The following is a 23,596-nucleotide window of genomic DNA, read 5'->3' as shown; positions in this document are numbered from 1 at the left end:
ATTTTTCCTTGCGCTGCTTCGGTTCATGTAGGAAAGGTCAAAAACCAGATCGGTTAACAGGGGGATTGACCGGGTGATCAATCGTATCCGCGACATCCGCAAGCAGAAGGGCTGGACGCTCGCCGATCTGGCCGGGGCTTGCGATCCGCCGACTACGCCTCAAACGGTCGGACGGTTGGAAACCGGTATGCGCAACCTCTCGCTCAAATGGATGGAGCGCATCGCCGCCGCGCTCGAGGTCGATCCCGAAATGCTGGTGCGCAGCGAGAAGGCGGATCATCCGCAAGTGATCGCCGCGCTGACGAAAGACGGGCCGGAAGCCCTGCCCGCGACGCGCGATGCGCTGCTTGCAACCGACCTCGGCGGCGACGGTGTGCTGATGGTGCTCGACATCGACTATCCCCACGGCGAATACCGGCCCGGCGACCAGCTCTGGTTGCGCCAGCTCGACCCCGCCGAGCTCGGACGCGCGATCAACCGCGATGTGCTCGTACCGAAAAAGGGCGGCCGATTTGCCTTCGGGCGCCTTATCGACCGACAGGGATCGCTCGTCGGCGTCCTTCCGCCCGGCCACGGCGAGAAACAGCAGGTCGTCGACAATCCAGCGTGGGTTGCGGTTGCCGAAATGCTCGTGCGGCGCCTGTGAGCGTGCGAAAGACCCGCCGTGTCCTGTCGCTTTCGACACTGTTCCCCAACTCGCTCCATCCGCGTTTCGGTATCTTTGTGGCAAAATCGCTCGAAGCGCTGCAGCGCGATACGCAATGGGACGCGACCGTCATCAACCCGATCGGCCTGCCACCGGTGGTCCTGGGACGGTACAAACCGCTCGCGGCGGCGGCCCGGAACGGCCACGAATTCGGCCTTGAGATCCACCGCCCGATCTTCCGCCTGCTTCCCAAGGTCGGCGGCCGGCTTAATCCGAGGCTGATTGCGAAATCGGTTCTCCCACTTGCACGACGTCTGCACGCCGACCGACCATTCGACCTCGTCGATGCACAATTCTTCTATCCGGACGGTCCGGCAGCGATGATGATCGCGCGCGATCTGGGCCTGCCCTTTTCGGTCAAGGCGCGCGGCGCAGACGTCCATCACTGGGGCGCGCGCGCCTATGGTAGAGAGGCTCTGCTCGAAACCGCGCGGGAGGCGACGGGCGTACTGGCCGTCTGCGAGGCGTTGGCGGACGACATGGCTACGCTTGGGATGGAGCGCGAGAAGATCACCGTGCATTATACCGGGCTCGACCGCGACTTGTTCCGTCCGCTCGATCACCTGGGGCTGCGGGCCCGGCTGACCGACACGTTTTCGGTCCCGATCGCGAACGACGACCTCTTGCTCGTCACCGTGGGCGCGCTGATCGAGCGCAAGGGGCAGGCTTTCGTTATCAAAGCGCTCGCAGACCTGCCGAAAGCAAGGTTGCTGCTCGTCGGCAAGGGAGAGGACGAAACGAGCCTGCGCGCTCTGGCGAAAGAGGTTGGCGTGGCCGAGCGCGTCCATTTCCTCGGTAGCCTGGCGCCGTCAATGCTCCCACCGATCCTTTCCGCCGCCAATGCCATGGTCCTGCCCTCTGCCAGCGAAGGACTGGCCAATGCCTGGATCGAGGCACTCGCCTGCGGCACACCGATCGTCATCACCGATGCCGGCGGCGCGCGCGAGGTCGTGACTTCACCCGAGGCAGGCGTCATCGTAGCGCGCAACTGCCGCGCGATCCGCGAGGGGATCGAACTGGTCGCCGACCGGCCCCGCGCACCCGAGGAGGTCGCGGCAACCGCGGCGAATTTCAGTTGGGAAGCAAACGGACGCGCGCTGGCGGAGTATTACGCCCGTCTCGTGCGGTGATCCGCCGCCCCTCGCACGCCGAAGCGCCGAGGAACAACGACATCGAACCGGTTCTCAAACGAGACCGCGCGCCTTCTTTTCCTGCTGGTCCGCAACCGTTTCGGTCGGCACGAAGCTGTCGCTGGTGACGCCCAGCCAGACGAGGATCGGTGCGGCCGAATAGACCGAGCTGTAGGTACCCACGAACAGCCCCAGCGTGATTGCCGCGACCATGCCGAACAGGCTGGCCGGGCCGAAAAGCAGCAGAGGCAGCAGCGCGACGAGCAGCGTCAGCGAAGTCATCACGGTACGGGCCAGCGTTTCGTTGACCGACAGATCGAGCAGCGCGGGCAGTTCCATCTTGCGGAATTTCTTCAGGTTTTCGCGAATACGGTCGTAAATGACGATGGTATCGTTGAGAGAGTAACCGATGATAGCCAGGATCGCCGCGATGATCTGCAGGCTAAATTCGAGCTGGAATAGCGCGAACATGCCCAGCGTCAGACTGACGTCGTGGAACAGCGCGAACAGCGCACCCACGCCGAACTGCCATTCGAAGCGGATCCAGATGTAAAGCGCGATCGCAGCCATGGCCGCGAGCAATGCATAAAGCGCGGTTTGGCGAAACTCGCCCGAGACCTTGCCCGAGACGTTGTCGTTCCCGTCGAGCCGGAAATCCCCATACTCGGCCTGCAACGTGCTGACGATGGTATTCGCCGCTTCCTGCGCGGCTTCCTTGTCGGCCGATACTTCATCGGGCAGGCGCACACGGATCGAGACCTGATTGTCCTCGCCAAAACGCTGGACCACGGGGCTACCATAACCGAGGGCCTCGACCTCGCTGCGCAGCTCCGCGATCGGCGCCTCCGCGCTTTGCGTGAAGGTCGCGCGCACCTCGAGGCCGCCAGCAAAATCGACGCCGTAATTGAGGCCCTTGGTGAATACGAGCGCCCAGCTCGCCGCGATCAGCAGAATACTGATGGCGAAGAAAGGCACGCGCCATTTGAGGAATTTGATGTTGGTGTCGTCGGGGACGAGCTTGAGCAGTTTCATATCGTCGCCCTCCTTACAGCACGATGTCTTTGGGCTTGGCCTTGCGCAGCCATCCGGCAACCCACATGCGGGTCAGCGTGACTGCGGTGAAGACGCTGGTGAACAGTCCGATGATCAGCACCACCGCGAAACCGCGTACCGGACCCGATCCGAACAGAAACAGCAGCACACCGGCGATGAAGTTGGTGATGTTGGCATCGTAAATCGCGCGACTGGCCTCGTTATAGCCGTTCTCGACCGCCGCGATGACCCGCCGTCCGCGTTTGCGTTCCTCGCGGATACGTTCGTTGATCAGCACGTTCGCGTCGACCGCCGCACCGATGGTCAGCACGAAGCCGGCGATACCGGGCAGCGTCAGCGTGGTGTTGAGCGCCGCCATGATGCCGAGCAACATGGCCACGTTGATACCCAGCGCCGCGGTAGCATAGACGCCGAAGCGGCCATAGGTGGCAATCATCAAAACGATCACCATGACCGAACCGACTGCCATGGCCAGCATGCCGCGCTTGATCGAATCCGCGCCCAGATCAGGCCCGACGGTGCGTTCCTCGATAACGGCCAGATCGACCGGCAGCGCGCCCGAGCGCAGCGAAATCGCCAACTGGTTCGCGGTTTCGACCGAGAAGCCACCCGAAATCTGCGCCGATCCCCCGCGGATCGGTTCGTTGATATTGGGCGCTGACAGAACCTGCCCGTCGAGAATAATCGCGAAAGGCTTGCCGACATTGTCGGTCGTCAGCTTGGCGAAGCGGCGACCCCCGTCGGTGTCGAACTGGATGTTGACCACCGGTTCATTGGTCTGCGGGTCGAAACTCTGCTGGGCGCCGGTGAGATTGTCCCCGCGAATACCGCCCAAGCGGCGGACCGCGAGCGAGCTGCCCGCGAAATCACTGGTTTCCGCATAGGGGAAGATTTCCGATCCCGGAGGGGCAAGGCCTTGCTGCACGTCGGAAGGAAGGGCGTTCTGGTCGACCAGCTTGAACTCGAGCTTGGCAGTCTGGCCGAGCAGGGCCTTGAGCTGGTCGGGGTCCTGAAGGCCGGGGACCTGAACGACGATACGCGTCTCGCCCTGCCGGATAATCGTCGGTTCGCGCGTACCCAGTTCGTCGATACGCTTGCGCACCACTTCGGTCGCGCTCTCCATGGCGTCGCTGACGGCCTGGTCGATCCCCTCAGAGGTGGGCGTGAGGATCATGCGGTTGCCGTCCTCAACCGTCAGATCCCATTCGCGCACGAGGCCGGTGCCGTTTATTGAGGGCAGCAGCAATTCACGCGCGCGGTCCACTTCGCTGGAATCGTCGAGCATGAAGCTCAGCCTGCCGTCCCGGGTCGAAACGTCGCCGATACGGATACGCGGTTCGGCACGGCGCATGGTGCCTCGCACGTTTTCTTCCATGTTCTCTAGCCGCTGCGCGGCGACCTGCGCTGCATCCGCCTCGAGCAGGATATGGCTGCCGCCGGCGAGATCGAGACCGAGATTGACCATCGGATCGGGCAGCGCATCGGGCCAACGCACGCTGGTTGCCGACAACAGCGAGGGCAATGCGGCAAAGACGCACAGGCCGGTGATCAGCCAGAGCCAGATCTTACGCCAGGTGGGAAAGTCGAGCATGGAAAACTGCGCTCCCGGCTCAGTCGTTCGCGGCGGACTTGCCGCGCGACGACAGCACATCGCCTATCGTATTGCGAACCGCTTTGACCGTCATGCCCTTGGCAAGCTCGATATGGACGAATTGCTCTTCGACCTTGGTGATTTTCCCGACGAGGCCGCCCGCAGTAACCACTTCGTCGCCCTTGTTGAGCCCGGCAACCCGTTCGCGATGCTGTTTCTGCTGACGCATTTGCGGACGCAGGATGAGAAACCACAGGATCAGAAGCATACCCAGCGGCAGAACCCAGCCGGTCCAGGCGGGCGGCTCGGCGGCGGCGCTTCCGGCGGCGGCGAGAATATCGATCATCGTGAGGAATACCTGTCGGAGAAGTGTGTCTGTCTGATCCGTAATTGGGAGATGTCAGCCGCGCGTTCAAGCGGCTGATACGCTCCGTCATGCGGAAGTGCGGGGCGGTTAGCAGCAATGCGGGACCGGGGCAACGAATTGCCTGCGAACTGTGCTTGCCATGCACAAAACCGCACCCTATAGGGCCGCCTCCACTGGTTTCGGGATGTAGCGCAGCCTGGTAGCGCACCATACTGGGGGTGTGGGGGTCGCTGGTTCGAATCCAGTCATCCCGACCAGTGGTTTCCCTTCACGTTTAAAATCCTTCCGATCACTCGCAGGCGCGGAGCCGAGCGAGACCTTTGAGGGTTGCAGAGCCCGATGATGCGCCTGCGGATGCGAAGATATGCTCGTCGCAACTCGGCAGAAGGGAGAATCGGCCTGATGGTCGATGGTCATTTGGTCACGGTCGGCCCTTGCCGCCCTACCGGACGTACCGGTTCCGGACATAACGTTTTCCTACACGAACCGATATGGTTATTCGCAACCATTTCCTCAGTCGGAGCTACGCTATGTCTCTACTCGAACCGCTTATCGGCCCCATCACCTCGATTATCGACAAGGTGATCCCCGACAAGGAAGCGCGCGCAAGAGCGAGACTGGAATTGCTTTCGCTGGAAGGTACGCAGGAATTGAAGCAGATCGAAGCGCGCCTGTCGGCCATCATCGCCGAAGCGCACAGCCGCGATCCCTGGACCAGCCGCGCACGGCCGAGCTTTCTCTACGTCATGTACGCGCTGATTCTGTTCAGTGTGCCGATGGGCGTGATCGCCGCCTTCGACCCCATCGCGGCGCGTGCAATCGGGGAAGGCATGACGCGCTACCTCGCCGCCCTCCCCGAAGCGCTCTACGCCCTCTTCGGCACCGGCTACCTCGGCTACACCGCCGCGCGCCAATGGGGGAAGGTCAAGGGGGTCGAGCTGTAGCTGAGACATCGACTGCTGGAAGGAAAGCGGCCAGTCTGCTTCTGAAACGGAAGGCCCTCAGAAGGGACGCTAGCTCATCAATGCCCGCAAGGTCGCGATTTCCTCCATTGATGGTAATTCGGTTATGTCGTGAGCCATACGCGCTGCGTAGGCGCTCCCAAGGTCCTGACCGAGATAGCTCCAGTGTTTAAAGAACTTTCCGAGATTCGTCGCAAACCGGATGTGTTTTCCGCCTACACGGCCGAGACTTTGTGGACCGACCCCCACTTGGCTCGGCAGATGCTCAAGACGCATCTGGATCAAAGCACTCCGCTGGCATCGCGTCCTTTGCCCATCATCGATCAAACGGTGCAATGGCTCGACGAGCGCTTTGGCCTGAACGGCAAGAATGTTTGTGATCTGGGCTGCGGTCCGGGCCTCTATGCGGAGCGATATGCACAGCATGGCGCGTGCGTTACAGGCGTGGATTTTTCCGCCAATTCGATCGAGTACGCCAATTTGCACGCCAAGCCAGGTTGCGGCTCACTTGCATTTCGGCAGGCGAATTACCTCACTGACGTCCTTCCAGAACAGCAGGATCTGATTACGCTCATCTACTGCGACTTCTGTGCTCTTTCCCCTGCGCAACGCGCGGTCTTGCTGGAGAAGGTGCGCGGTGCGCTCCATCCTGAAGGTGCATTCGTCTTCGATGTGCATTCAGTGAAGGCTTTCGCAGATGTCTCCGAGGGAGTTGTATTTGCGCGCAACTACATGGATGGATTTTGGACAGCCGATGAATGTTATGTCTTTCACAGCACGTGGAAGTACGAGACCGCTGCTGTTTCCCTCGATCTATTCACCATTATCGAAGAACAACAAACCTGGCGTGTTTACAACTGGTTACAGCACTACTCGCAGAGCACCTTAGAGGCTGAGCTGAGATCAAGCGGCTTTGAAATTGAGGACATTAGCGACGGATTGGATGCGAGTGACACAGGCGGTCATGCATTTACCGTCGTTACGAAACCGTCCGGAAACTAATGCCGGAACTGAGTTTGCCACCGGCAAGTCCTTGCTTCAGAGCAGGCTCTCCATCAAAATCTGGACCTTCTGCAACGTCTGTTTCCACACCGGCGCCTTAGAGTAGAGGGGACAGCTATCCGCTTGCGAAGAAGGGAGTTATCCTCTGTCGGAGAAGCGAATAGTCGGCCCTCACCCCGTGTATCGCGGTCACGAGACGACCTTCCGCTTTTCCTATAGGCAACCAGCCGTTATCCCGCCGCCATGACCGACACCGTCTTCGTCCTCAACGGCCCCAATCTCAACCTGCTCGGCACGCGCGAGCCGGAGATTTACGGCTCGGACACCCTCGCCGATATCGAAGCGATGCTGGCCGACAAGGCGCGCGAACTCGGGCTCGTCATCGATTTCCGCCAGACCAACCATGAAGGCGAGCTGGTAGACTGGCTGCACGAGGCACGTACGAGGGGCGCCAAGGCGATTCTGCTCAATGCAGCCGCCTACACCCACACCTCCATCGCCCTGCTGGATGCAATCCGGGCAATCGACGTGCCGGTAATCGAGGTTCACCTCTCCGATCCTGCCACACGCGAGGAATTCCGTCACATATCCTATGTCGGCATGGGCGCGGTGGACGAAGTGAAGGGGCTGGGTCCGCGCAGCTATGCCGTAGCGTTGGAGAAGGCGGCGGCGCTCTAAATCGCGCGCTCACCCCTTGCCCTACGCCTCCGCGCAGAGCATAGGCGGCGCAAACAACACACAAGGGGTTCCATGGCCGATCGTAAAGGCAGCGCCGGCAAATCCGGCATGAATGTCGACACCGCTCTCGTGCGCGAGCTCGCCGATATGTTGGGCGACACCGGGCTCACCGAAATCGAAGTCGAAGATGGCGATCGCAAGATCCGTGTTGCGCGGGGAGGCGGCGTTCCCATGGCCGCCGCGCCAGCGCCGATGCCCGCCCCGGCAGCAGCAGCGCCCGCTCCTGCCGCCCCCGCCCCCGAAAACACCGCGCCTGCCGCCGACACTGCGGGTGCGATCAAGTCGCCTATGGTTGGTACGGTTTATCTCGCCCCCGAACCCGGCGCAGCCGATTTCGTTGCGGTCGGCGACAGCGTCAAGGAAGGCCAGACGCTGCTGATCGTCGAGGCAATGAAGGTCATGAACCCGATCACCGCCGACCAGTCCGGCACGGTCAAGGCGATCTTGGTCGAGAACGCCCAGCCGGTCGAATTCGACCAGCCGCTCGTCGTCGTCGGCTGAGGTCGATCGTGAGCATCTCCCGCATCCTGATCGCCAACCGCGGCGAAATCGCGCTGCGCATCCACCGCGCCGCGCATGAGATGGGCATAGAGACGGTCGCGGTGCACTCCACCGCCGATGCCGATGCCATGCATGTGCGCCTGGCCGACCATGCCGTCTGCATCGGCCCGCCCCCCGCAATCGACAGCTATCTCAACATAGCCAACATTATTTCGGCGGCCGAGGTGAGTCATGCGGACGCGATCCATCCGGGTTATGGCTTCCTTTCGGAAAACGCCAAATTCGCCGAGATCGTCGAAGCGCACGATATCGCGTGGATAGGTCCCAAGCCCGAGCATATCCGCACGATGGGCGACAAGGTGCAGGCGAAGAAGACTGCGGGCGCGCTGGGTCTGCCGCTTGTCCCCGGCTCCGATGGCGCCGTGTCGACGATCGAAGAAGCGCGCGAAATCGCTGTGGAGATCGGCTACCCGGTCATCATCAAGGCCGCCAGCGGCGGCGGCGGGCGCGGGATGAAGGTCTGCGAGAGCGAGGACCAGCTCGAGAGCCTCATGAAGCAGGCCGGGAGCGAGGCGAAGGCCGCCTTCGGGGACGCTACCGTCTATATCGAGAAATATCTCGGCGATCCGCGCCACATCGAATTTCAGGTCTTCGGCGACGGCAATGGCAATGCCATTCACCTCGGCGAACGCGACTGTTCGCTCCAGCGCCGCCACCAGAAAGTGCTGGAAGAGGCCCCCTCCCCCGTTCTGGGCGAGGACGATCGCATGCGGATGGGCGAAGTCTGCGCGCAGGCGATGCGCGACATGGGCTATCGCGGCGCGGGCACGATTGAATTCCTGTGGGAAAACGGCGAGTTCTACTTCATCGAAATGAACACCCGCCTGCAGGTCGAGCACCCCGTGACCGAGGCGATCACCGGCGTCGACCTGGTGCGCGAGCAGATCCGCATAGCGGCCGGGCACCCGCTCTCGGTCAAGCAGGACGAGATCGAGTTCAAGGGCCATGCGATCGAATGCCGCATCAATGCGGAAGACCCTTGGACATTTGCCCCCAGCCCGGGCGAAGTGACCTATTACCACGCGGCCGGCGGTATGCATGTGCGCGTCGATAGCGGCCTCTATCAGGGCTACCGCATCCCGCCCTATTACGACAGCATGATCGCCAAGCTGATCGTTTATGGTCGCACACGCGAAGGCTGTATGATGCGCCTCAAGCGCGCACTTGAGGAGATGGTGGTCGAAGGGGTGAAGACGAGCATCCCGCTTCACCAGGAACTGCTTCAGCAGCCGGATGTGAAGAGCGGTCAGTATTCGATCAAGTGGTTGGAAGAGTGGCTTAAAACGCGCGAGAGCTAACGTCGGCACTGCGGCCCGGCAGGGGCGGTGCCGCGCATATTCCGGAATTCCTCGCAGCAACGCGGAAACTCGCTCCGCCGACACCGTCCTGCCCCACGCCCATCTATTCAGGCGTACCGGGAACTACTCTCAGGCGCGCTCGAGCTGAAGGCGGCGTTGGATGACTTCGTCATCCAGACCACATCCCTCGAGCAGTCTGGCGGCAAGCTGGAGGCTTGCCTCGACCGTTTCCGGGACCGCGGCGGTTGCCCCCGCATCGGTCAGGCGGTCGGCCTGCTCCTTGTCCCGCGCCCTTACGAACAACGGCACATGCGGCGCCGCTTCTCGCATGCGCTGGGTCAGCAATTCCGTATTCTTCGCGTCCCCCAGGGTTATGACCAAGGCTGCAGCCTGCCTTACGTGGTTGGCCTGGAGTATCTCCAGCCGCGATGCGTCGCCAAATCGCACGGGCAATCCGGACGCACGGGCTTCGGAGGCAATGATCGGGTCTTTGTCAATCGCGATATAAGGGAGCCCTTCCCGGTCGAGGATCGAGGCGATCATCCGGCCCACCCTTCCAAAGCCCGCGATCAGAACATGTCCCTCCATATCCTCCATCTGATCGACCGCATCCGGATGCCTTTCGTTTTGGCGATTTTCGATCCTGTCCGCCAGCTTGCGGGCAAGCCCGGCCAGTCCCGGAGTGAGGACCATGGTAAGGCTCGCGACGATCAACATGAACTGGCCCGTACTTCCCGGGAGGAGGTCAAGAGACATCGCCAGGCCCACCACGATGAATGCAAACTCACCGGCCTGGGCAAGAAGGAGACCGGCTTCCACCGCGCGGTGGATCGGGGTTTTCCAAAGGAGGAAAAGGCTCACATTCAAGACCGCCTTTATAGCGATCAGGCCGATGACCGACGCTGCGATCAACAGGGGCGTTTCCATCAGGACCCGCCAATCGATACCCATGCCGACAGACATGAAGAACAGCCCGAGCATAAGCCCCTTGAACGGCTCGATATCGACTTCGACCTGATGCCGGTATTCGGTCTCGGCAATGAGCAGACCGGCAAGGAACGCCCCGAGCGCCATGGACAGACCGACTGCTCCGGTAATGGCTGCAGTACCCAGAACGATCAGCAGGATCATGGCCATGAACGCTTCCCGGCTTCCGGATTGCGCGGTGGCCCGGAACAGGGGCCGCAGCACCAAACGGCCTACCGCATAGATGACCACGACAGTGATAGCTGCCTCTCCGAGCGCGAGGGCCAGCCCGCCCAGCACCCCTTGCCCTTCGGAAGCCGTGCCCAGCACTCCGACAATGAAAAGGATGGGTACGACGGCCAGATCCTGCATCAGGAGGACTGAAAACGCCGATCGTCCCACTGGGGTGGTGAGGCGGCTTTTCTCGATCAGCAACTGCATGACGATCGCCGTGGACGAGAGCGCAAGGCAAGCACCCAGCACGAGCGCAGCCGGACCGGGATTGCCCCAGGCATACGCCACCCCGCCAATCACCACGCCGGTCAGGAGAATTTGGGCACTGCCCAGTCCGAACACTAGGCGGCGCATGGCCCACAAGCGATCGAGCGACAACTCCAGGCCAATGGCAAACAGAAGGAAGACAACGCCGATCTCGGCTAAAGCCCGTACGCCATCAAGATCGTCGATCACCAGAAACGCGGCGAGTGGGAAGGCATCGGCCAGAAGCCCCAGCCCGTAAGGCCCGATCAATCCGCCGATCAGGAGATAGCCAAGAACCGGGCTGACCCTGCGTTGCAGTAGCGGAACCGCGAATCCTGCCACGACAAGGAAGAGGATGACCTCTCTCAAATATGGGATGTGTAGCTGAGATTCCATTGGGCCGACCTTCGGGAAAACAGCCTGCCTTGTCGATACGCAATTGGCTGAATTTCTTGTCCCCCCGGTAATCGCGTGGTACCCGGAAGCCGAGGATGGGTATATCATTCAAAAGGTATAGCCATGAGTAAAAAGATAGTAGTCGGTACGGACTTCCGGGCGGAAGCAGATCGGGCGATTGATCGGGCGTTGAGCCTGGCGGAGGAGTGGGACGCAGAGGTCATACTCGTCCATGCTCTCGACCCGGCTTTGGGCGACCCTCCATCGAGAGGCGAGCTTGACCGACGGATGCGCTCGGTACTTCCGCATCCGGATGCGCAGGTTACATTCCGATATCCGATAGAGCGCGCCGATCTGGCAATCGTTGGCATTGCCGAAGAAGAACAGGCCATGCTGATCGTGCTCGGCGTGGCACGATTCAACAACATGCGGGACTTCTTTCTGGGAACGGCAGTGGATTACGTAATCCGCCACTCCTCGATACCCACATTGGTAGTCAAGAACCGGCCGGTCGATTCCTATAACCAGATCGCTTCCGCGACGGATTTCTATCCACCCTCCCGCTATGCTCTCGAAGATGCAGCAGACCTGTTTCCCGATGCCGATTTCCAGTTGATCCACGCTTATCACGTGCCCTTCGAAGGATGGCAAAAGGCGGCTTATGTCCGCAACCAAGTGAAAGAGGCCGAAAGCAAGGTCTTCAGGGAGTTCATGAACGAGCTGCGGCCCGAAACGCAGAAGAGGGTCACGCCCCACCTCGTCTATGGCAGTCCCGGCGGTGCGCTAGCGAAGGAAATCCGTGAAAGCGAAGCCGGCCTGCTTGTGCTGGGAACGCATGGAGAATCCGCCCTGCGGCACGCGACGATCGGCAGCACGGCCAGCGAACTGCTACGCAGGCTTCCCATAGACACGCTCATCATCAAGAGCGGGGATCGAGACTGAGCGAAGGCGGGCTTGTCGCTTTCGGTTCCGCTATTGGGCGGATCAGTCGAAGCGAAAGCCCGCCGCCTCGGCCTCGGCAATCACTTCCTGACCGGTCTGGCGCGGATGGTCGCCTTCGATGCGGCACCAATCGGCACGTTCATCGACGAAAATCTCTTTCTCGACGGCGTATTTGGCCGCCGCATCGAACAGGCCGGCGGAGAAGCTGCGATTGCCGGTCGGCAAAAAGCGGTACCAAAGGTTGCTGCCGCATTTCGAGCAGAAGGCGCGTTCGGCCCATTCGCTCGATCGGTAGGCCGTAATCGTATCCCCGCCGGAAACCTCGGCATTTTCACCCGTCTGCGCGCTGTAGAACGATCCGCCCCAACGTCGGCACATGTCGCACTGGCAGATTTCGATCTCGTGCTTGGGGCGATCGAGCGCGATGGTGACCGCGCCACACAGGCAATGCCCCTCGATCCGCTCGGCGCCGCTCACAACGGAACGCCCGGTTCGTGCTTGCTGGTGCGGATGGTGAGCGAGGTCTTTACGCTCTCGACATTGGGCGCCGGGGTCAGCTTACTGGTCAGAAACTCCTGAAAGCTCTGCAGGTCCTTGCTGACGATCTTGATGATGAAATCGATCTCGCCGTTGAGCATGTGCACTTCGCGCACATCGGGCAGGTCCTTCATGGCCGCTTCGAATTCACGCAACGCATCTTCGGCCTGGCTCTTGAGGCTAACCATGGCGAAGACTGTGATCGAAAAGCCCAGCTTCGAAGGATCGAGATCGGCATGATAGCCCTTGATAACCCCCTCTTCCTCCAACGCACGCACGCGGCGCAGGCATGGCGGAGCCGTCAGTCCCACTCGGTGGGCTAGCTCGACATTGGTGATCCGCCCCTCATCCTGGAGTTCACCCAGCAACCGGCGGTCTATATCGTCGAGATTGGCCATAGATTGTGTCCCTGCTACCCTTGTGCCAAAGGCAGGGCATCGCGAAACTTCCACGAAATGTTGACAACGCGATGCAGCCCTCTTGGCTAACATTATTATCTTTGCCAGCAATTGTCCCGCTTTGCAACGCGCAGGCAACTTTCCGTTCAGCCTAAGTTTTACAGCTGTAGAAACCCTGGGCTGCGACAAGGTAAGGCCCGCCTGCCGCCACCGATTCCGGAGAACCGATGCATTTCGACGACCGCCTTGCCACCGTGCTGCGCCACCGCGCCGCCGGCGAGCGTGCGGCGAAAACGCAGTTCCGCCAGTTGCTCGATCTGCTCGGAGAGCGTCCGCAGGCGGGCGATCCAGCGCTGAAAGCGGCGGCATATCTGCGCCTGATCGCGCTGGCGGAAGTCATATCCGTGGCTGATCGAGCCGCCATACTGGGCGAAAATGGTTGGCGCTTCCGCAATCCCGAGCTGGTCCGCTGGTTCGGCGAAGCGCATCCCTCGATCGCCGGTGCCGCACTTTATCGTGCCCGGCTCACGGGCGAGGAATGGGCGGAGCTCATTCCTCGTTTGCCGATCCGCGCGCGTGGTTTCCTGCGCCATCGCAAGGATTTGCCGGAGGCGGCGGTTCGTATTCTCGATCGGCTCGGCGTGGCGGATCGCGCATTGCCCGTGCCGGTCGATCCGGAGCGGCCCCAACAGATCGAAGAGCAGGAGGCGCGCCCTCTCGACCTGCATCAGCCCGAACCGTTGGTATTGCGCCCCGCGAATGAAAACAGCGCCTCCAACGATCCGCTGGAAGGGGCCACCCCTTCCGCCCCACCTGGCGCGGTTGCGGACGCTTACATGCAGCATGTGCCAAGCGAGCCTCCAGGCAAATCGGAAAACATCCGGGCCTTGGTCGAACGGATAGAGAGCTTTCGCAAGACGCGCGCCCCCGCTTCGCCCTCAGGCGACGCGCCGACGCTCCCACTGGCTGAACTCGACGACACCCCGCAGCGCAAACCGCTCGACACTTTCAGTTTCGGGACCAACTCGGAAGGCCGCATCGATTGGGCAGAGCCGCATATTGCGCCAATGGTTGTCGGGATCGACCTGTCGCAGCGCCGCGACGCTACGCAAGCCGGGGAAGATTTTGCGACGGCATTCGTCAATCGCCAGCCTGTGCGAGGCGTGGCGGTGCATCTGCGCGGTGCGGAGACGATCGAGGGTGAGTGGATCGTCGATGCCGCTCCCCGTTTCACACACAGCGATGGCCGCTTCTATGGCTATGTCGGGCGGTTTCGCCGCGCGGTTGCCCCCGTCGACAATCGAGCCCAGCGGGGGGCAGACCGCCTGCGCCAACTGCTTCACGAATTGCGCACGCCGGTCAATGCGATGCAAGGCTATGCCGAGGTCATCCAGCAGCAGGTTTTCGGCCCGACACCGCATGAATACCGCGCGCTTGCCGCGTCGATCGCAGGGGATTCCGCGCATATCCTGGCCGGGTTCGATGAATTGGACCGGCTGGCCCGGCTTGAAACCGGAGAGCTCGACCTGGAGGCGGGCGAAAGCGATTTCGCGGCCATCGTCCGCGCGCAACTGGACCAGTTGCAAACCGTGCTGGGTCCGCGCGTGGCGCGTTTCGACGCTCGCATTGCCGACCGACCCGCCGCACTCGCGCTTGCACAGGAAGAAGCGGAGATGCTCGGCTGGCGGGTGTTGGCAACGCTCGCCGGCGCGACCGGTGCCGGGGAAACCGTATCGCTTGTCATGGGACTCGACGATGAACAGGTAACGCTTCGCGCGGGGCTTCCCGCCAAGCTGGCGGATGCGGACAACATTTTCGCGTCGGAAGTCCGCTCGGGCGGCAGCACTTTGAGCTCGGGTATTTTCGGCGCAGGCTTCTCGCTGCGGCTTGCCCGTGCGGAAGCCCGCGCAGCCGGCGGCGACCTTTCACGCGTGGAAGACGTGTTGGTCCTGAGCCTCCCGCTCTTGACCGACACCCGGACGCTGCCTAGCCCTGCCGATGCGCCAGATCGCGCAACCGGCTAGGATACGTCCGCTATTTCAAACGCCAACCTCCTCGATCCGCCGAAGCCTGCTCAGATGGCCAGGTTCGCGGATGGTTTCGGCCAACGCTCATTGTTGACGGTCGATACGGAGGAAGAATTCGAGTGGAACGACAGCTTCCGCAGCGATGGGTATGGCCTTGCCCATGTGCGCTGGATCGCGAAGTTCCAGCAATTCTGCGAAGGGATCGGCGTGGTGCCGGTCTATCTTGTCGACTGGCCAATCGCGAAAGATCGGCAAGCGCAGGACATTATCGGCGATGCCGTAGCGCGCGGCAAAGCCGAAGTGGGGGTACAGCTACACCCCTGGGTCAATCCTCCCTTGAAAGAGGAAATCTGCACTCGAAACAGTTTTGCCGGCAACCTGCCACCTTCGCTCGAAGAAGAGAAGTTCCGCCGCCTGCGCGATGCGATCGAAAAGGGGTTCGAGGCAGCACCGCTGATCTATCGTGCTGGGCGATATGGCCTCGGCACACAGACCGCCCGCCATCTTTGCGCACAGGGCATTGCGATCGATAGTTCGGTCCGCTCGCGCTACGATTATTCGCGCCGTCATGGACCCGACTACAGCCGCCACCCAGTGACGCCCTATTGGGTCGATCCCGAAAGGCGGTTGCTCGAACTTCCACTCACCACGGTTTTCTGGGGCATGCTGCGCCAACAGGGGTCGCAGATCTTTCCGCTGGTCGAAAAGCTGCCTCGACTAGGGGGGCTCCTCGCCAAGACCGGCATGCTCGAACGCATCGCGCTGACACCCGAGGGAGTTTCGCTGGACGAGGCTCTTCGCGGCTGCGACATCGCGATCGACGATGGCCTCCCGGTTCTGGTGCTGAGCTTCCACAGTCCGTCTTTGGCCCCGGGTCATACGCCCTATGTGCGCGACGAGGACGACCTCGACACCCTCTATGACTGGCTACGGGGCGTCTACGCCTATCTGGATTCGCGCGGGGTGCGGCCGACTACGGTTGCGGAAATCATGGCGGCAGTCGACTCCTAGCGCTTGCAAGGCTCTCTCGGCGAGGCTAGGCGCGCTTTTCCGCACGGCGTGGCTGGGGGCCTGTAGCTCAGTTGGTTAGAGCTGGCCGCTCATAACGGCTAGGTCGCGGGTTCGAGTCCTGCCGGGCCCACCAAGCCTGGCGCCTTGCGGAAGAAATCGGTCGGGGAGTGGCGCAGCCTGGTAGCGCACTTGTTTTGGGTACAAGGGGTCGCTGGTTCGAATCCAGTCTCCCCGACCAGCATTTCATGACCCAAGCCGCCCACGGGCGGATCTCGTCGGAAATGCTCGAGCGACAGCGCGGGAGTTGCACCGCTTGAACACCTCCGGCTCTTCCAGCATCGATGCCCGTCTGATCTGGGCGATCGCGCTGCCCGCCATGCTTACCAATATAGCGACCGCGCTGATCGGCGTGGGCGATATGTGGATCGTCGGGCGCCTCGGCGATGCGCCGACCCAAGGCGCGGTCGACGTCGGCGCGAAACTGTTTGCCGCCCTGTTCACCGTGATGAACTTTCTTAAGACCGGCACGACCGGCCTGGTCGCGCAGGAAAGCACACGTTCGGGCGCGCAGGCGCAGGCTGAAGTGCTGCTGAAGGGGCTCGTCGTCGGTCTGTCGATCGCCGCTTTGCTGTTGGTCGCCAAACCGTTCCTGATGCCGCTGCTGCTCGATGCGCTGGGCGCGCAGGCTCAGGTTCGCTCCGCCGCCATCGTTTATGCGGATATCCGTTATTGGAGTGCCCCTGCCGTGTTGGTCAATTTCGCCCTCATCGGCTTTCTCATTGGGCGCAGACGAATGCGCGAAGTCCTGGCGATCGAAGTCTGTTACAATCTTCTCAACGTCGCTCTGGGCCTCTTTCTGGCGCTGGGACTGGACTGGGGAATCGCGGGAATCGGTTGGTCCAGCTTCATTGCAGAATTCGCCAAGCTGACCGTGACTGCCGCGCTGATCTGGCACCTTGCGGGCCGCGACATCCGCGCAGCGCTGGGGGCTAGGACAAGCTTGTCGCCCCGCGCACTGAAGCCCTTCCTTGCCATCAATCGCGACCTGTTCCTGCGCACGGTCGTGCTGATGATCGCGATTGCCGCCCTCACTCGCCTGGGCGCCGAACGCGGCCCGGTGGTGCTGGCCGCGAATGGCATAATCTACCAGCTTTTCGTGCTGGCCGCGCTCTTGCTCGATGGGTTCGAAAACGCCGCTCAGGTGCTCAATGGCGAGCGCGCCGGAGCTGCGGACAGGCAAGGGTTCACCGCTCATATTCGGGCGATATTGCTGCGCTGCCTCGGCGTGGCGATCTTGCTGGCGATCGTCTTTTCGTTTTTCGGCGGAATGATCACCGACAGCTTCGCCGCGACGCCTGCGGTTGCGGCCGAAGCGCGTAAGCTGTCGCCGTGGCTGGTGGCGATACCGCTGGCAGGCTTCGCCGGCTTCGTACTCGACGGCGTGTTCGTGGGCGCGAGTTGGACTCGTGCGCTTCTGAGCTCAATGGCGGGGGCTGTGGCGGCTTACAGCCTTTTTCTGTGGCTGAGTTGGCCGCTCGGAAACCATGGCCTCTGGGCTAGCTTCATCGCTTTCTTACTGCTTCGTCCGGCGCTTCAATTGGCAATGCTGCCAGCGCTGCTACGCAAGAGCTTCGGCTAGGTGCCCACCTCGCGCAATTCGCCGACTGTCTTCTTGATCGGAGTGATGATGGTGCGCTTCTTGCCCGCACCATCGCGTACCGTGCGGTTCCGCCCGCCTTCCTTGGCCCGATAAAGCGCCGCATCGGTCCGCGCGAACAGCCTGCCATACCCTTCGCCCTCGCCGCGCCCGGCAACACCGAAACTGGCGGTGAGACGATGGTCGTCCGGCATTCCGACGACCTGAACCTGCGCGAAATCGGTACGGATACGCTCGGCCAGCGTCTCGGCAGCCTTTGCGTTGCAGTTCCAGGCGAGAATGCAGAACTCCTCGCCGCCGATTCGTCCTGCAATATCCGTCTCGCGGATCGTGCTCTTGATGACATCGCCAAACTGCCTGATCGCCATATCGCCCACCTGGTGGCCCCAGACATCGTTTACCGCCTTGAAATGATCGATATCCGCCACCACCAGCGCAACGGGGACGCATTCCAGCTTCGCCCGTTCGATCATTTCGACCACGTTCTGCTCGAACGCGCGCCGCGTACGCAGGCCGGTCAACCCATCCAGCTCGGCCTGTTCGCGCACAGCCTTGATCTGGTCGTAAACGCAAGCTCCAACCAGCACCATCGCGGTCATAAGCGAGATCACCGCTAAAGACAGGTTGAGAACCGAATAATAGATCGACTGCCGGTAAACGTCAGCCGGGATGCTTTGTTCGACCAGAAGCGTGAGCACGGGACGGATCATAAACTGCGCGGCCAGCAAGGCGTGCATCAGGATGATTAGCTTGTCGATCGCTTCTCGCCGCTGGGCACCGAGCAGCGCCATAACGACCACGAGATACATCGCCCCATACCCCACATTGACGATAATGAGGCGGGACGAAATATCCGGACTTGTCGCGACGGCGACCGCCAGTGTCGCCGCCGAAAACCCGTAGATCGTCAGCAGAACTCCGAGATAATTGGGCTGGTTTGCACGCTTGGTAAGCGCCCAGGCACCCGATGCGACGCTCAGAGAGTAGAAGAACTGCGTGACGTGAAAAACGTAGGGAGAACCGGTGTTGAGCAGATGCGTGGCCGCGAAGCCGAGCGCGAAGAACAGATAGCCCGCGGCAAAACCAAGCACGTAATTGCCCATTTTCCCGCGCCACCACATGATGACGAAGACCGCGAGAAACACGATCGCCATCGTCGGTGTGATCAGACCCATAATCTGTTCGCGCATGGAATGCCCCTGCCCTTCCTGCCCTTCGAATAGGCAGGCCCGGTTAATTGTTAGTGTAAGTAATACCCCCGATTCCAACCCAAAATCGGACGTTTTGGAGGAAAAGTCCACCAATTATACGGCTTTATTTTCGAAACGATGGGCAAATTTGGCTTGCACGCCATCAAGCTTCCAGGGTGCTTGCCCCTTTGCCGCGGTGCGACTATCTGCGCCTGCAAACCTTGCGGGCGGATATGCCCGCGCTTCCATTCCTATCCCGAGGACCTAGCCCGATGGCCGCCCAGTACGCTTTTGTCATGAAGGACATGACCAAAACCTTCCCCGGTGCTTCCAAGCCGGTGCTCAGCAACATCAACCTGCAGTTCTATCAGGGCGCGAAGATCGGCATTGTCGGCCCCAACGGGGCAGGCAAGTCGACGCTGATGAAAATTATGGCCGGTATCGACACCGACTTCACGGGCGAAGCATGGCCGGGCGAAAACATCACGGTCGGCTATCTGCCCCAGGAACCTACGCTGGACGAGAGCAAGACGGTACTCGAAAACGTCAAGGACGGCGCGCGCGAAATCGCCGACAAGGTCGATCGCTTTAATGCCATCAGCGCTGAAATGGGCGATCCAAAGGACGATACGGACTTCGACGCCCTGATGGAAGAGATGGGCACGCTGCAGGAAGAGATCGATGCGGTCGATGGCTGGACGCTCGACAACCAGCTCGAGATCGCAATGGAAGCGCTGCGCTGCCCTCCCGGTGACTGGCCGGTCACCGACCTGTCCGGCGGCGAGAAGCGCCGCGTGGCGCTCACCCGTCTACTGATCCAGAAGCCCTCGATCCTGCTGCTCGACGAACCGACCAACCACCTCGACGCCGAAAGCGTGCAGTGGCTGGAAAACCACCTCAAGGAATATGCCGGTGCGGTGCTGATGATCACCCACGATCGCTACTTCCTCGATAATGTGGTGGGCTGGATCCTCGAGCTCGATCGCGGTTCCTACTACCCGTACGAAGGCAATTATTCGACCTATCTCGAGAAGAAAGCCAAGCGCCTCGAGCAGGAAAGTCGCGAAGAAAGCGGACGGCAAAAGGCGCTCTCGCGCGAACTCGAATGGATCCGCCAGACGCCTTCGGCGCGCCAGATCAAGTCGAAAGCGCGTATCCGCAAGTTCGAACAGCTCCAGGATGCCCAGGGCGATCGCAAGCCGGGCAAGGCGCAGATTGTCATCCAGGTCCCCGAACGCTTGGGCGGCAAGGTTATCGAGGCCAAGAACATTTCCAAGGCCTATGGCGACAAGCTGCTTTTCGAAAACCTGTCCTTCATGCTGCCGCCGGGCGGCATCGTGGGCGTGATCGGACCGAACGGCGCGGGCAAGTCCACTCTGTTCAAGATTCTCACCGGCAAGGAAGAACCCGACAGCGGCACGGTGGAGGTCGGCGACACGGTACGATTGGGCTATGTCGACCAGAGCCGCGACCACCTCGATCCGAAGAACAATGTCTGGGAAGAGATCTCCGACGGGCTCGACTACATGAAGGTCAACGGCCACGATGTCTCGACCCGCGCCTATGTCGGTGCGTTCAACTTCAAGGGGCCGGACCAGCAGAAGAATGTCGGCAAGCTCTCGGGTGGTGAACGCAACCGCGTGCACATGGCCAAGATGCTCAAGGAGGGCGGCAACGTCCTGCTGCTCGACGAGCCGACCAACGATCTCGATGTCGAAACGCTGGGCGCACTTGAAGAAGCGATCGAGAACTTCGCCGGCTGCGCCGTGGTCATCTCGCACGACCGTTTCTTCCTCGACCGGCTCGCCACGCACATCCTCGCCTTCGAAGGCGATAGCCATGTCGAATGGTTCGAGGGGAACTTCGAGGCTTATGAGGAAGACAAACGGCGGCGTCTGGGCGATGCGGCGGACCGCCCCACCCGGCTGGCTTACAAGAAGCTCACGAGGTAATTCCCAATGAGTTGGTGCGCGGACAGCGAAGATTTGCGCCCTCCGCCATCATTCGTGCGCCGAGACACCTGTTGCCACTGCGTGGCCGGGTGGGCGCCTGCCCGCAGGCCGTCCCAGAAAGCCAGTTACCGCATGACAAACTCGCAGGCCGGACCTAACTGCCGACCATGAAGAAGCTGGCTTGGTTATATAGCGATGGGAAGCGGTGGCTGTCGGACACCTTCGGGGCGTCAGAGGACCTGCTGCACATCCATGCCGGCCTGTTGATATTTGTCGTGGCAGCCCTGCTTTTCCGCCATCGCATGCGATCGAGAGTGCCCATTGCACTCGTCTATCTTTTCGCGGTCGGGAACGAGATCGTGGACATTTTCGGACCAAGCCCGAACGCCAGCCGACTGGAACCCTGGCTGGATATCTTCAACACCGTCTTCTGGCCCACCATCCTGTTTGTCATTGCGCGCAGGCGCTCCCGCGCGGGCGATGTTAACCGGACAGCGTGATCGAACCGACGGGCTGAGTGCCTGAGATTGAGAGAGCCAGAACGCAGCGTTCAGCGCAGAAACAGGCCAGCGCGCTTATATTTCGCGTCTATGAGATACTTCTTCGCCCTGATCGCATTGGCGCTGGCGCAGACCGCCATCGTGGCTCATGCCACCCCTCCCGCGATGGATTGGGAAATCGGCCCGATCATCCGTGGCCAGAATTATTCACTGAACATGCCGCTGACCCCGATGCAGACAGAGGACGGCTGGGCGTTCAATTTCCCGAATTCCACCAAGGCCGACGGGCACGTTCATTATGTGACCTTCGATCCCGGCTCGCTGAGAAACGCATCCCTGATCAGGGTTCGCTATCGCGTCGATGCGCGGCAGGGAACGCGGTTCGTGCCGCAGGAAGATTCTCACAGGCCCGGCACGGTCTCGCTATTCTTTCAACGCCGCGGTGACAATTGGAGCGCGAGGGGCCGTTACGCCCTCTATCGCTGGTATGCCCCCGCTCATACAGTGCAGGAAATCGCGCCAGGCGTTCACGAGATGGCAGTGAGGCTGGATGATCCCTCATGGGGTTCGGTAGTCGGCGGAATGAAAGCGGAGGATCGGCCACGCGCGTTTGAAAGATCGCTGGCCAACGCAAGCCGCGTGGGATTGGTATTCGGATCCACTGCCGCGCGTGGCCATGGCGTCTATGCGACGGCACCTGCCAGGTTTGAATTGCTCGATTTCGAAATTCGGTAACGGCTCCTTGTCGCCCAGGCGGAGCATATCACCCAGCCTCGAAACAGAGCCGTAATCGCAGTGTCACGGCCCGAAGATGTCCAGGCCTGGGCCGGCATGCGGGCGTCCTAGCCCTCCTCGCCCTCTATCCGGTCCTTCGCCGTATCTTCCTCGAACTCCTCCATCACTTCGCCCGCTTCCTCTTCGTCCTCCGCATCGGGGGCTTTCGCCTTCTCGTTGCGACCCACAGCAGCGTCTGGGTCGAGGCACAGGCGAGCGATCACCGGACGATGATCGGAGCCGACGCTTTCGCCCACGCGCAGGTCGGCCAGGAGGAATTCCTCCGTCGCGAACAAATGGTCGAGCGGCCAGCCCAACCACACCATGCCCGACGGGAAGGTCGCATAGGTCCCGCGCCCGATCCGCGGGTCGAGAAAGCCGCCAATATCCTTGAACAGACGCGTCGTGTCCGACCAAGCGACATCGTTGAAATCGCCGATCGCCAGCACCGGCATGGCCAGGTCCTGCGATTGCTTGGCTGCCATGACGATTTCGGCATCGCGCTCTTCGGTATCCTGCTTGGGCATAGGCGGGCGCGGATGAAGCGCGATCATACGAAAGCGATGGCCACCAACCGCCAGCGTGGCCAGAACCGACGGCGTATCTTTCTGTGCCAGGTCCTGGATAGAGGCATTGTCCATCGGCAGTCTCGAGGCGAACATGATACCATAGGTATTGTCCAGCGGGCGATCGATCCGACCGGGATAACCCGCGAGCGTCGGTGCCATTGCATCGGCCCACGCCTGATCGGTTTCCATCAGCAGGACGATATCGGGATCGAGGCTGCGGATGAGATCGGCCGTCCGCGCATATTCACGATTATCCTGCAGGACGTTGAGCGTGAGGGCCGTGAAACAGGCCGCGTCGCTGGTTTCATCGGCAGTCACGCGCGATACTTCTGTCGTGGCCAGCGGCGTATAGGGAAATACTCTGTAGAACTGCCACACCGCGAAACCTGCGAGAGCCAGTGGGAGCCACGGCCGCCAGGCACGGTCCAGTTTCCACAGGGCAACCGCAGCAAGGATCATCGCCGCCAGAATCTGCAACCGCGGGAAATCCCAGATGCGGATCCACCACTGGTTGAGATCGGTCGTACTGAGCACCGATCCTAAAACGAGCAGCGCGGCAATGACCCTGAGAAGCCAGAGTAGCGTCGTGCGCCATCCTCTACCGGACTTGCTATTCATTCGCGCTCTTCCTCAACCCCTTGTTTTCGATCACTACCCTATAGGGCCAATCCGGCAACTAGCCACCGAAAGTCCGGAGCGAGACTGCGCCAATTGACTAGCGCGGTACGAATTGCGAGACTCGCTGCAAGGCGCTCGGTACGCGAGCGTGTTTCTTGTCGGCGTATTACC

The 23,596-nt window shown here is 61.4% G+C and carries 22 protein-coding genes and 3 tRNA genes; 17 read left to right on the top strand and 8 right to left on the bottom strand.

Translation table 11 applies throughout. The features are described from left to right. Positions 1-73: 73 nt before the first annotated feature. Together MUY37_RS11570 and MUY37_RS11565 are read left to right on the top strand one after the other, a co-directional pair. Positions 74-646 carry a helix-turn-helix transcriptional regulator gene (locus MUY37_RS11570; protein ID WP_499195511.1) on the top strand — a complete coding sequence of 191 codons (573 nt, stop codon included), beginning with the start codon at positions 74-76 and terminating at the stop codon, positions 644-646. A gap of 2 nt (positions 647-648) precedes the next feature. Next, a complete protein-coding gene (locus MUY37_RS11565; RefSeq protein ID WP_499195510.1) occupies positions 649-1,836 on the top strand; it encodes a glycosyltransferase in 1,188 nt (395 codons plus the stop codon). 54 nt (positions 1,837-1,890) lie between these two features. Here the strand turns inward: MUY37_RS11565 and secF are convergent, their stop codons facing one another. The 3 genes from secF to yajC are packed head-to-tail and all read right to left on the bottom strand — an operon-like array spanning position 1,891 to position 4,826. Then, positions 1,891-2,868 carry a protein translocase subunit SecF gene (gene secF / locus MUY37_RS11560; RefSeq protein WP_499195509.1) on the bottom strand — a complete coding sequence of 326 codons (978 nt, stop codon included), beginning with the start codon at positions 2,866-2,868 and terminating at the stop codon, positions 1,891-1,893. Between the two features lie 13 nt (positions 2,869-2,881). Further along, positions 2,882-4,480 (bottom strand): protein translocase subunit SecD, encoded by a 1,599-nt coding sequence (gene secD / locus MUY37_RS11555; protein ID WP_499195508.1) that lies wholly within the window; start codon positions 4,478-4,480, stop codon positions 2,882-2,884. A gap of 19 nt (positions 4,481-4,499) precedes the next feature. Further along, a complete protein-coding gene (gene yajC / locus MUY37_RS11550; RefSeq protein WP_499195507.1) occupies positions 4,500-4,826 on the bottom strand; it encodes a preprotein translocase subunit YajC in 327 nt (108 codons plus the stop codon). Between the two features lie 201 nt (positions 4,827-5,027). Between yajC and MUY37_RS11545 the strand changes: the two genes are divergently transcribed. The 6 genes from MUY37_RS11545 to accC all read left to right on the top strand — a co-directional run bounded on the left by MUY37_RS11545 (position 5,028) and on the right by accC (position 9,408). Further along, positions 5,028-5,104, top strand: a tRNA-Pro gene (locus tag MUY37_RS11545). A 273-nt stretch (positions 5,105-5,377) separates the two neighbouring features. Next, positions 5,378-5,791, top strand: a complete 414-nt coding sequence (locus MUY37_RS11540) for a holin family protein (protein ID WP_499195506.1) — start codon at positions 5,378-5,380, stop codon at positions 5,789-5,791. Between the two features lie 129 nt (positions 5,792-5,920). Further along, complete coding sequence (locus tag MUY37_RS11535) at positions 5,921-6,811, top strand: class I SAM-dependent methyltransferase (RefSeq protein ID WP_499195505.1); 891 nt, start codon at positions 5,921-5,923, stop codon at positions 6,809-6,811. 243 nt (positions 6,812-7,054) lie between these two features. Beyond that, positions 7,055-7,489 (top strand): type II 3-dehydroquinate dehydratase, encoded by a 435-nt coding sequence (locus MUY37_RS11530; protein ID WP_499195504.1) that lies wholly within the window; start codon positions 7,055-7,057, stop codon positions 7,487-7,489. A gap of 72 nt (positions 7,490-7,561) precedes the next feature. Then, the gene (gene accB / locus MUY37_RS11525) at positions 7,562-8,050 is read left to right on the top strand and encodes an acetyl-CoA carboxylase biotin carboxyl carrier protein (RefSeq protein WP_499195503.1); all 489 of its coding nucleotides are present in this window, start codon (positions 7,562-7,564) and stop codon (positions 8,048-8,050) included. An 8-nt stretch (positions 8,051-8,058) separates the two neighbouring features. Further along, positions 8,059-9,408 (top strand): acetyl-CoA carboxylase biotin carboxylase subunit, encoded by a 1,350-nt coding sequence (accC, locus tag MUY37_RS11520; RefSeq protein WP_499195502.1) that lies wholly within the window; start codon positions 8,059-8,061, stop codon positions 9,406-9,408. Between the two features lie 129 nt (positions 9,409-9,537). Here the strand turns inward: accC and MUY37_RS11515 are convergent, their stop codons facing one another. Next, positions 9,538-11,223: a monovalent cation:proton antiporter-2 (CPA2) family protein gene (locus MUY37_RS11515; RefSeq protein WP_499195501.1), complete on the bottom strand. Its 1,686-nt coding sequence runs from the start codon at positions 11,221-11,223 to the stop codon at positions 9,538-9,540. Positions 11,224-11,373: 150 nt separating this feature from the next. On the opposite strand from MUY37_RS11515, the gene MUY37_RS11510 reads away from it, so the two are divergent. Continuing rightward, positions 11,374-12,192, top strand: a complete 819-nt coding sequence (locus tag MUY37_RS11510; RefSeq protein ID WP_499195500.1) for a universal stress protein — start codon at positions 11,374-11,376, stop codon at positions 12,190-12,192. Between the two features lie 42 nt (positions 12,193-12,234). Here the strand turns inward: MUY37_RS11510 and MUY37_RS11505 are convergent, their stop codons facing one another. Next, complete coding sequence (locus MUY37_RS11505; protein WP_499195499.1) at positions 12,235-12,669, bottom strand: GFA family protein; 435 nt, start codon at positions 12,667-12,669, stop codon at positions 12,235-12,237. Next, on the bottom strand, positions 12,666-13,127 hold the full coding sequence (locus tag MUY37_RS11500) for an Lrp/AsnC family transcriptional regulator (protein WP_115416375.1): 462 nt from the start codon (positions 13,125-13,127) through the stop codon (positions 12,666-12,668). The genes MUY37_RS11505 and MUY37_RS11500 overlap by 4 nt, the downstream gene beginning before the upstream one ends. A gap of 227 nt (positions 13,128-13,354) precedes the next feature. Here MUY37_RS11500 and MUY37_RS11495 point away from each other — a divergent pair, with 227 nt between their 5' ends. The 5 genes from MUY37_RS11495 (at position 13,355) to MUY37_RS11475 (ending at position 17,804) form a co-directional block, all read left to right on the top strand. Next, entirely contained in the window at positions 13,355-15,151 is a 1,797-nt protein-coding gene (locus MUY37_RS11495) for a histidine kinase dimerization/phospho-acceptor domain-containing protein (RefSeq protein WP_499195498.1), read from the top strand. A 54-nt stretch (positions 15,152-15,205) separates the two neighbouring features. Then, entirely contained in the window at positions 15,206-16,165 is a 960-nt protein-coding gene (locus MUY37_RS11490; protein WP_499195497.1) for a polysaccharide deacetylase family protein, read from the top strand. A 56-nt stretch (positions 16,166-16,221) separates the two neighbouring features. Beyond that, a tRNA-Ile gene (locus MUY37_RS11485) sits at positions 16,222-16,298 on the top strand. A gap of 28 nt (positions 16,299-16,326) precedes the next feature. Beyond that, positions 16,327-16,403, top strand: a tRNA-Pro gene (locus MUY37_RS11480). Between the two features lie 75 nt (positions 16,404-16,478). Further along, positions 16,479-17,804, top strand: coding sequence for an MATE family efflux transporter (locus MUY37_RS11475; protein WP_499195496.1), 1,326 nt, complete (start codon positions 16,479-16,481; stop codon positions 17,802-17,804). Here the strand turns inward: MUY37_RS11475 and MUY37_RS11470 are convergent. Next, the gene (locus MUY37_RS11470) at positions 17,801-19,012 is read right to left on the bottom strand and encodes a GGDEF domain-containing protein (RefSeq protein WP_499195495.1); all 1,212 of its coding nucleotides are present in this window, start codon (positions 19,010-19,012) and stop codon (positions 17,801-17,803) included. The two genes, MUY37_RS11475 and MUY37_RS11470, sit on opposite strands and share 4 nt — an antisense overlap. 272 nt (positions 19,013-19,284) lie before the next feature. Between MUY37_RS11470 and ettA the strand changes: the two genes are divergently transcribed. The 3 genes from ettA (at position 19,285) to MUY37_RS11455 (ending at position 22,199) form a co-directional block, all read left to right on the top strand. Further along, on the top strand, positions 19,285-20,964 hold the full coding sequence (gene ettA / locus MUY37_RS11465; protein WP_499195494.1) for an energy-dependent translational throttle protein EttA: 1,680 nt from the start codon (positions 19,285-19,287) through the stop codon (positions 20,962-20,964). Between the two features lie 167 nt (positions 20,965-21,131). Next, positions 21,132-21,464, top strand: coding sequence for a hypothetical protein (locus MUY37_RS11460; RefSeq protein WP_499195493.1), 333 nt, complete (start codon positions 21,132-21,134; stop codon positions 21,462-21,464). A 90-nt stretch (positions 21,465-21,554) separates the two neighbouring features. Beyond that, positions 21,555-22,199: a hypothetical protein gene (locus tag MUY37_RS11455; RefSeq protein ID WP_499195492.1), complete on the top strand. Its 645-nt coding sequence runs from the start codon at positions 21,555-21,557 to the stop codon at positions 22,197-22,199. Positions 22,200-22,306: 107 nt separating this feature from the next. On the opposite strand, the gene MUY37_RS11450 is transcribed toward MUY37_RS11455, so the two are convergent. Beyond that, positions 22,307-23,425: an endonuclease/exonuclease/phosphatase family protein gene (locus MUY37_RS11450; protein WP_499195491.1), complete on the bottom strand. Its 1,119-nt coding sequence runs from the start codon at positions 23,423-23,425 to the stop codon at positions 22,307-22,309. Positions 23,426-23,596: the final 171 nt, after the last annotated feature.

The organism is Qipengyuania sp. ABI-127-1 (genome assembly GCA_022953095.1).
Classification (GTDB): domain Bacteria; phylum Pseudomonadota; class Alphaproteobacteria; order Sphingomonadales; family Sphingomonadaceae; genus Qipengyuania.
The sequence above is the reverse complement of the archived record's forward strand: the minus strand, read 5'-3'. Positions and strand labels throughout refer to the sequence as shown.

Coding starts and splice junctions, on each gene's coding strand:
- MUY37_RS11455 (WP_499195492.1), top strand. CDS start 21,555: ATGAGATACTTCTTCGCCCTGATCGCATTGGCGCTGGCGCAGACCGCC.
- MUY37_RS11460 (WP_499195493.1), top strand. CDS start 21,132: ATGAAGAAGCTGGCTTGGTTATATAGCGATGGGAAGCGGTGGCTGTCG.
- secF (WP_499195509.1), bottom strand. CDS start 2,868: ATGAAACTGCTCAAGCTCGTCCCCGACGACACCAACATCAAATTCCTC.
- accB (WP_499195503.1), top strand. CDS start 7,562: ATGGCCGATCGTAAAGGCAGCGCCGGCAAATCCGGCATGAATGTCGAC.
- MUY37_RS11495 (WP_499195498.1), top strand. CDS start 13,355: ATGCATTTCGACGACCGCCTTGCCACCGTGCTGCGCCACCGCGCCGCC.
- MUY37_RS11450 (WP_499195491.1), bottom strand. CDS start 23,425: ATGAATAGCAAGTCCGGTAGAGGATGGCGCACGACGCTACTCTGGCTT.
- MUY37_RS11490 (WP_499195497.1), top strand. CDS start 15,206: ATGGCCAGGTTCGCGGATGGTTTCGGCCAACGCTCATTGTTGACGGTC.
- ettA (WP_499195494.1), top strand. CDS start 19,285: ATGGCCGCCCAGTACGCTTTTGTCATGAAGGACATGACCAAAACCTTC.
- secD (WP_499195508.1), bottom strand. CDS start 4,480: ATGCTCGACTTTCCCACCTGGCGTAAGATCTGGCTCTGGCTGATCACC.
- MUY37_RS11500 (WP_115416375.1), bottom strand. CDS start 13,127: ATGGCCAATCTCGACGATATAGACCGCCGGTTGCTGGGTGAACTCCAG.
- MUY37_RS11530 (WP_499195504.1), top strand. CDS start 7,055: ATGACCGACACCGTCTTCGTCCTCAACGGCCCCAATCTCAACCTGCTC.
- MUY37_RS11470 (WP_499195495.1), bottom strand. CDS start 19,012: ATGCGCGAACAGATTATGGGTCTGATCACACCGACGATGGCGATCGTG.
- yajC (WP_499195507.1), bottom strand. CDS start 4,826: ATGATCGATATTCTCGCCGCCGCCGGAAGCGCCGCCGCCGAGCCGCCC.
- MUY37_RS11540 (WP_499195506.1), top strand. CDS start 5,378: ATGTCTCTACTCGAACCGCTTATCGGCCCCATCACCTCGATTATCGAC.
- MUY37_RS11510 (WP_499195500.1), top strand. CDS start 11,374: ATGAGTAAAAAGATAGTAGTCGGTACGGACTTCCGGGCGGAAGCAGAT.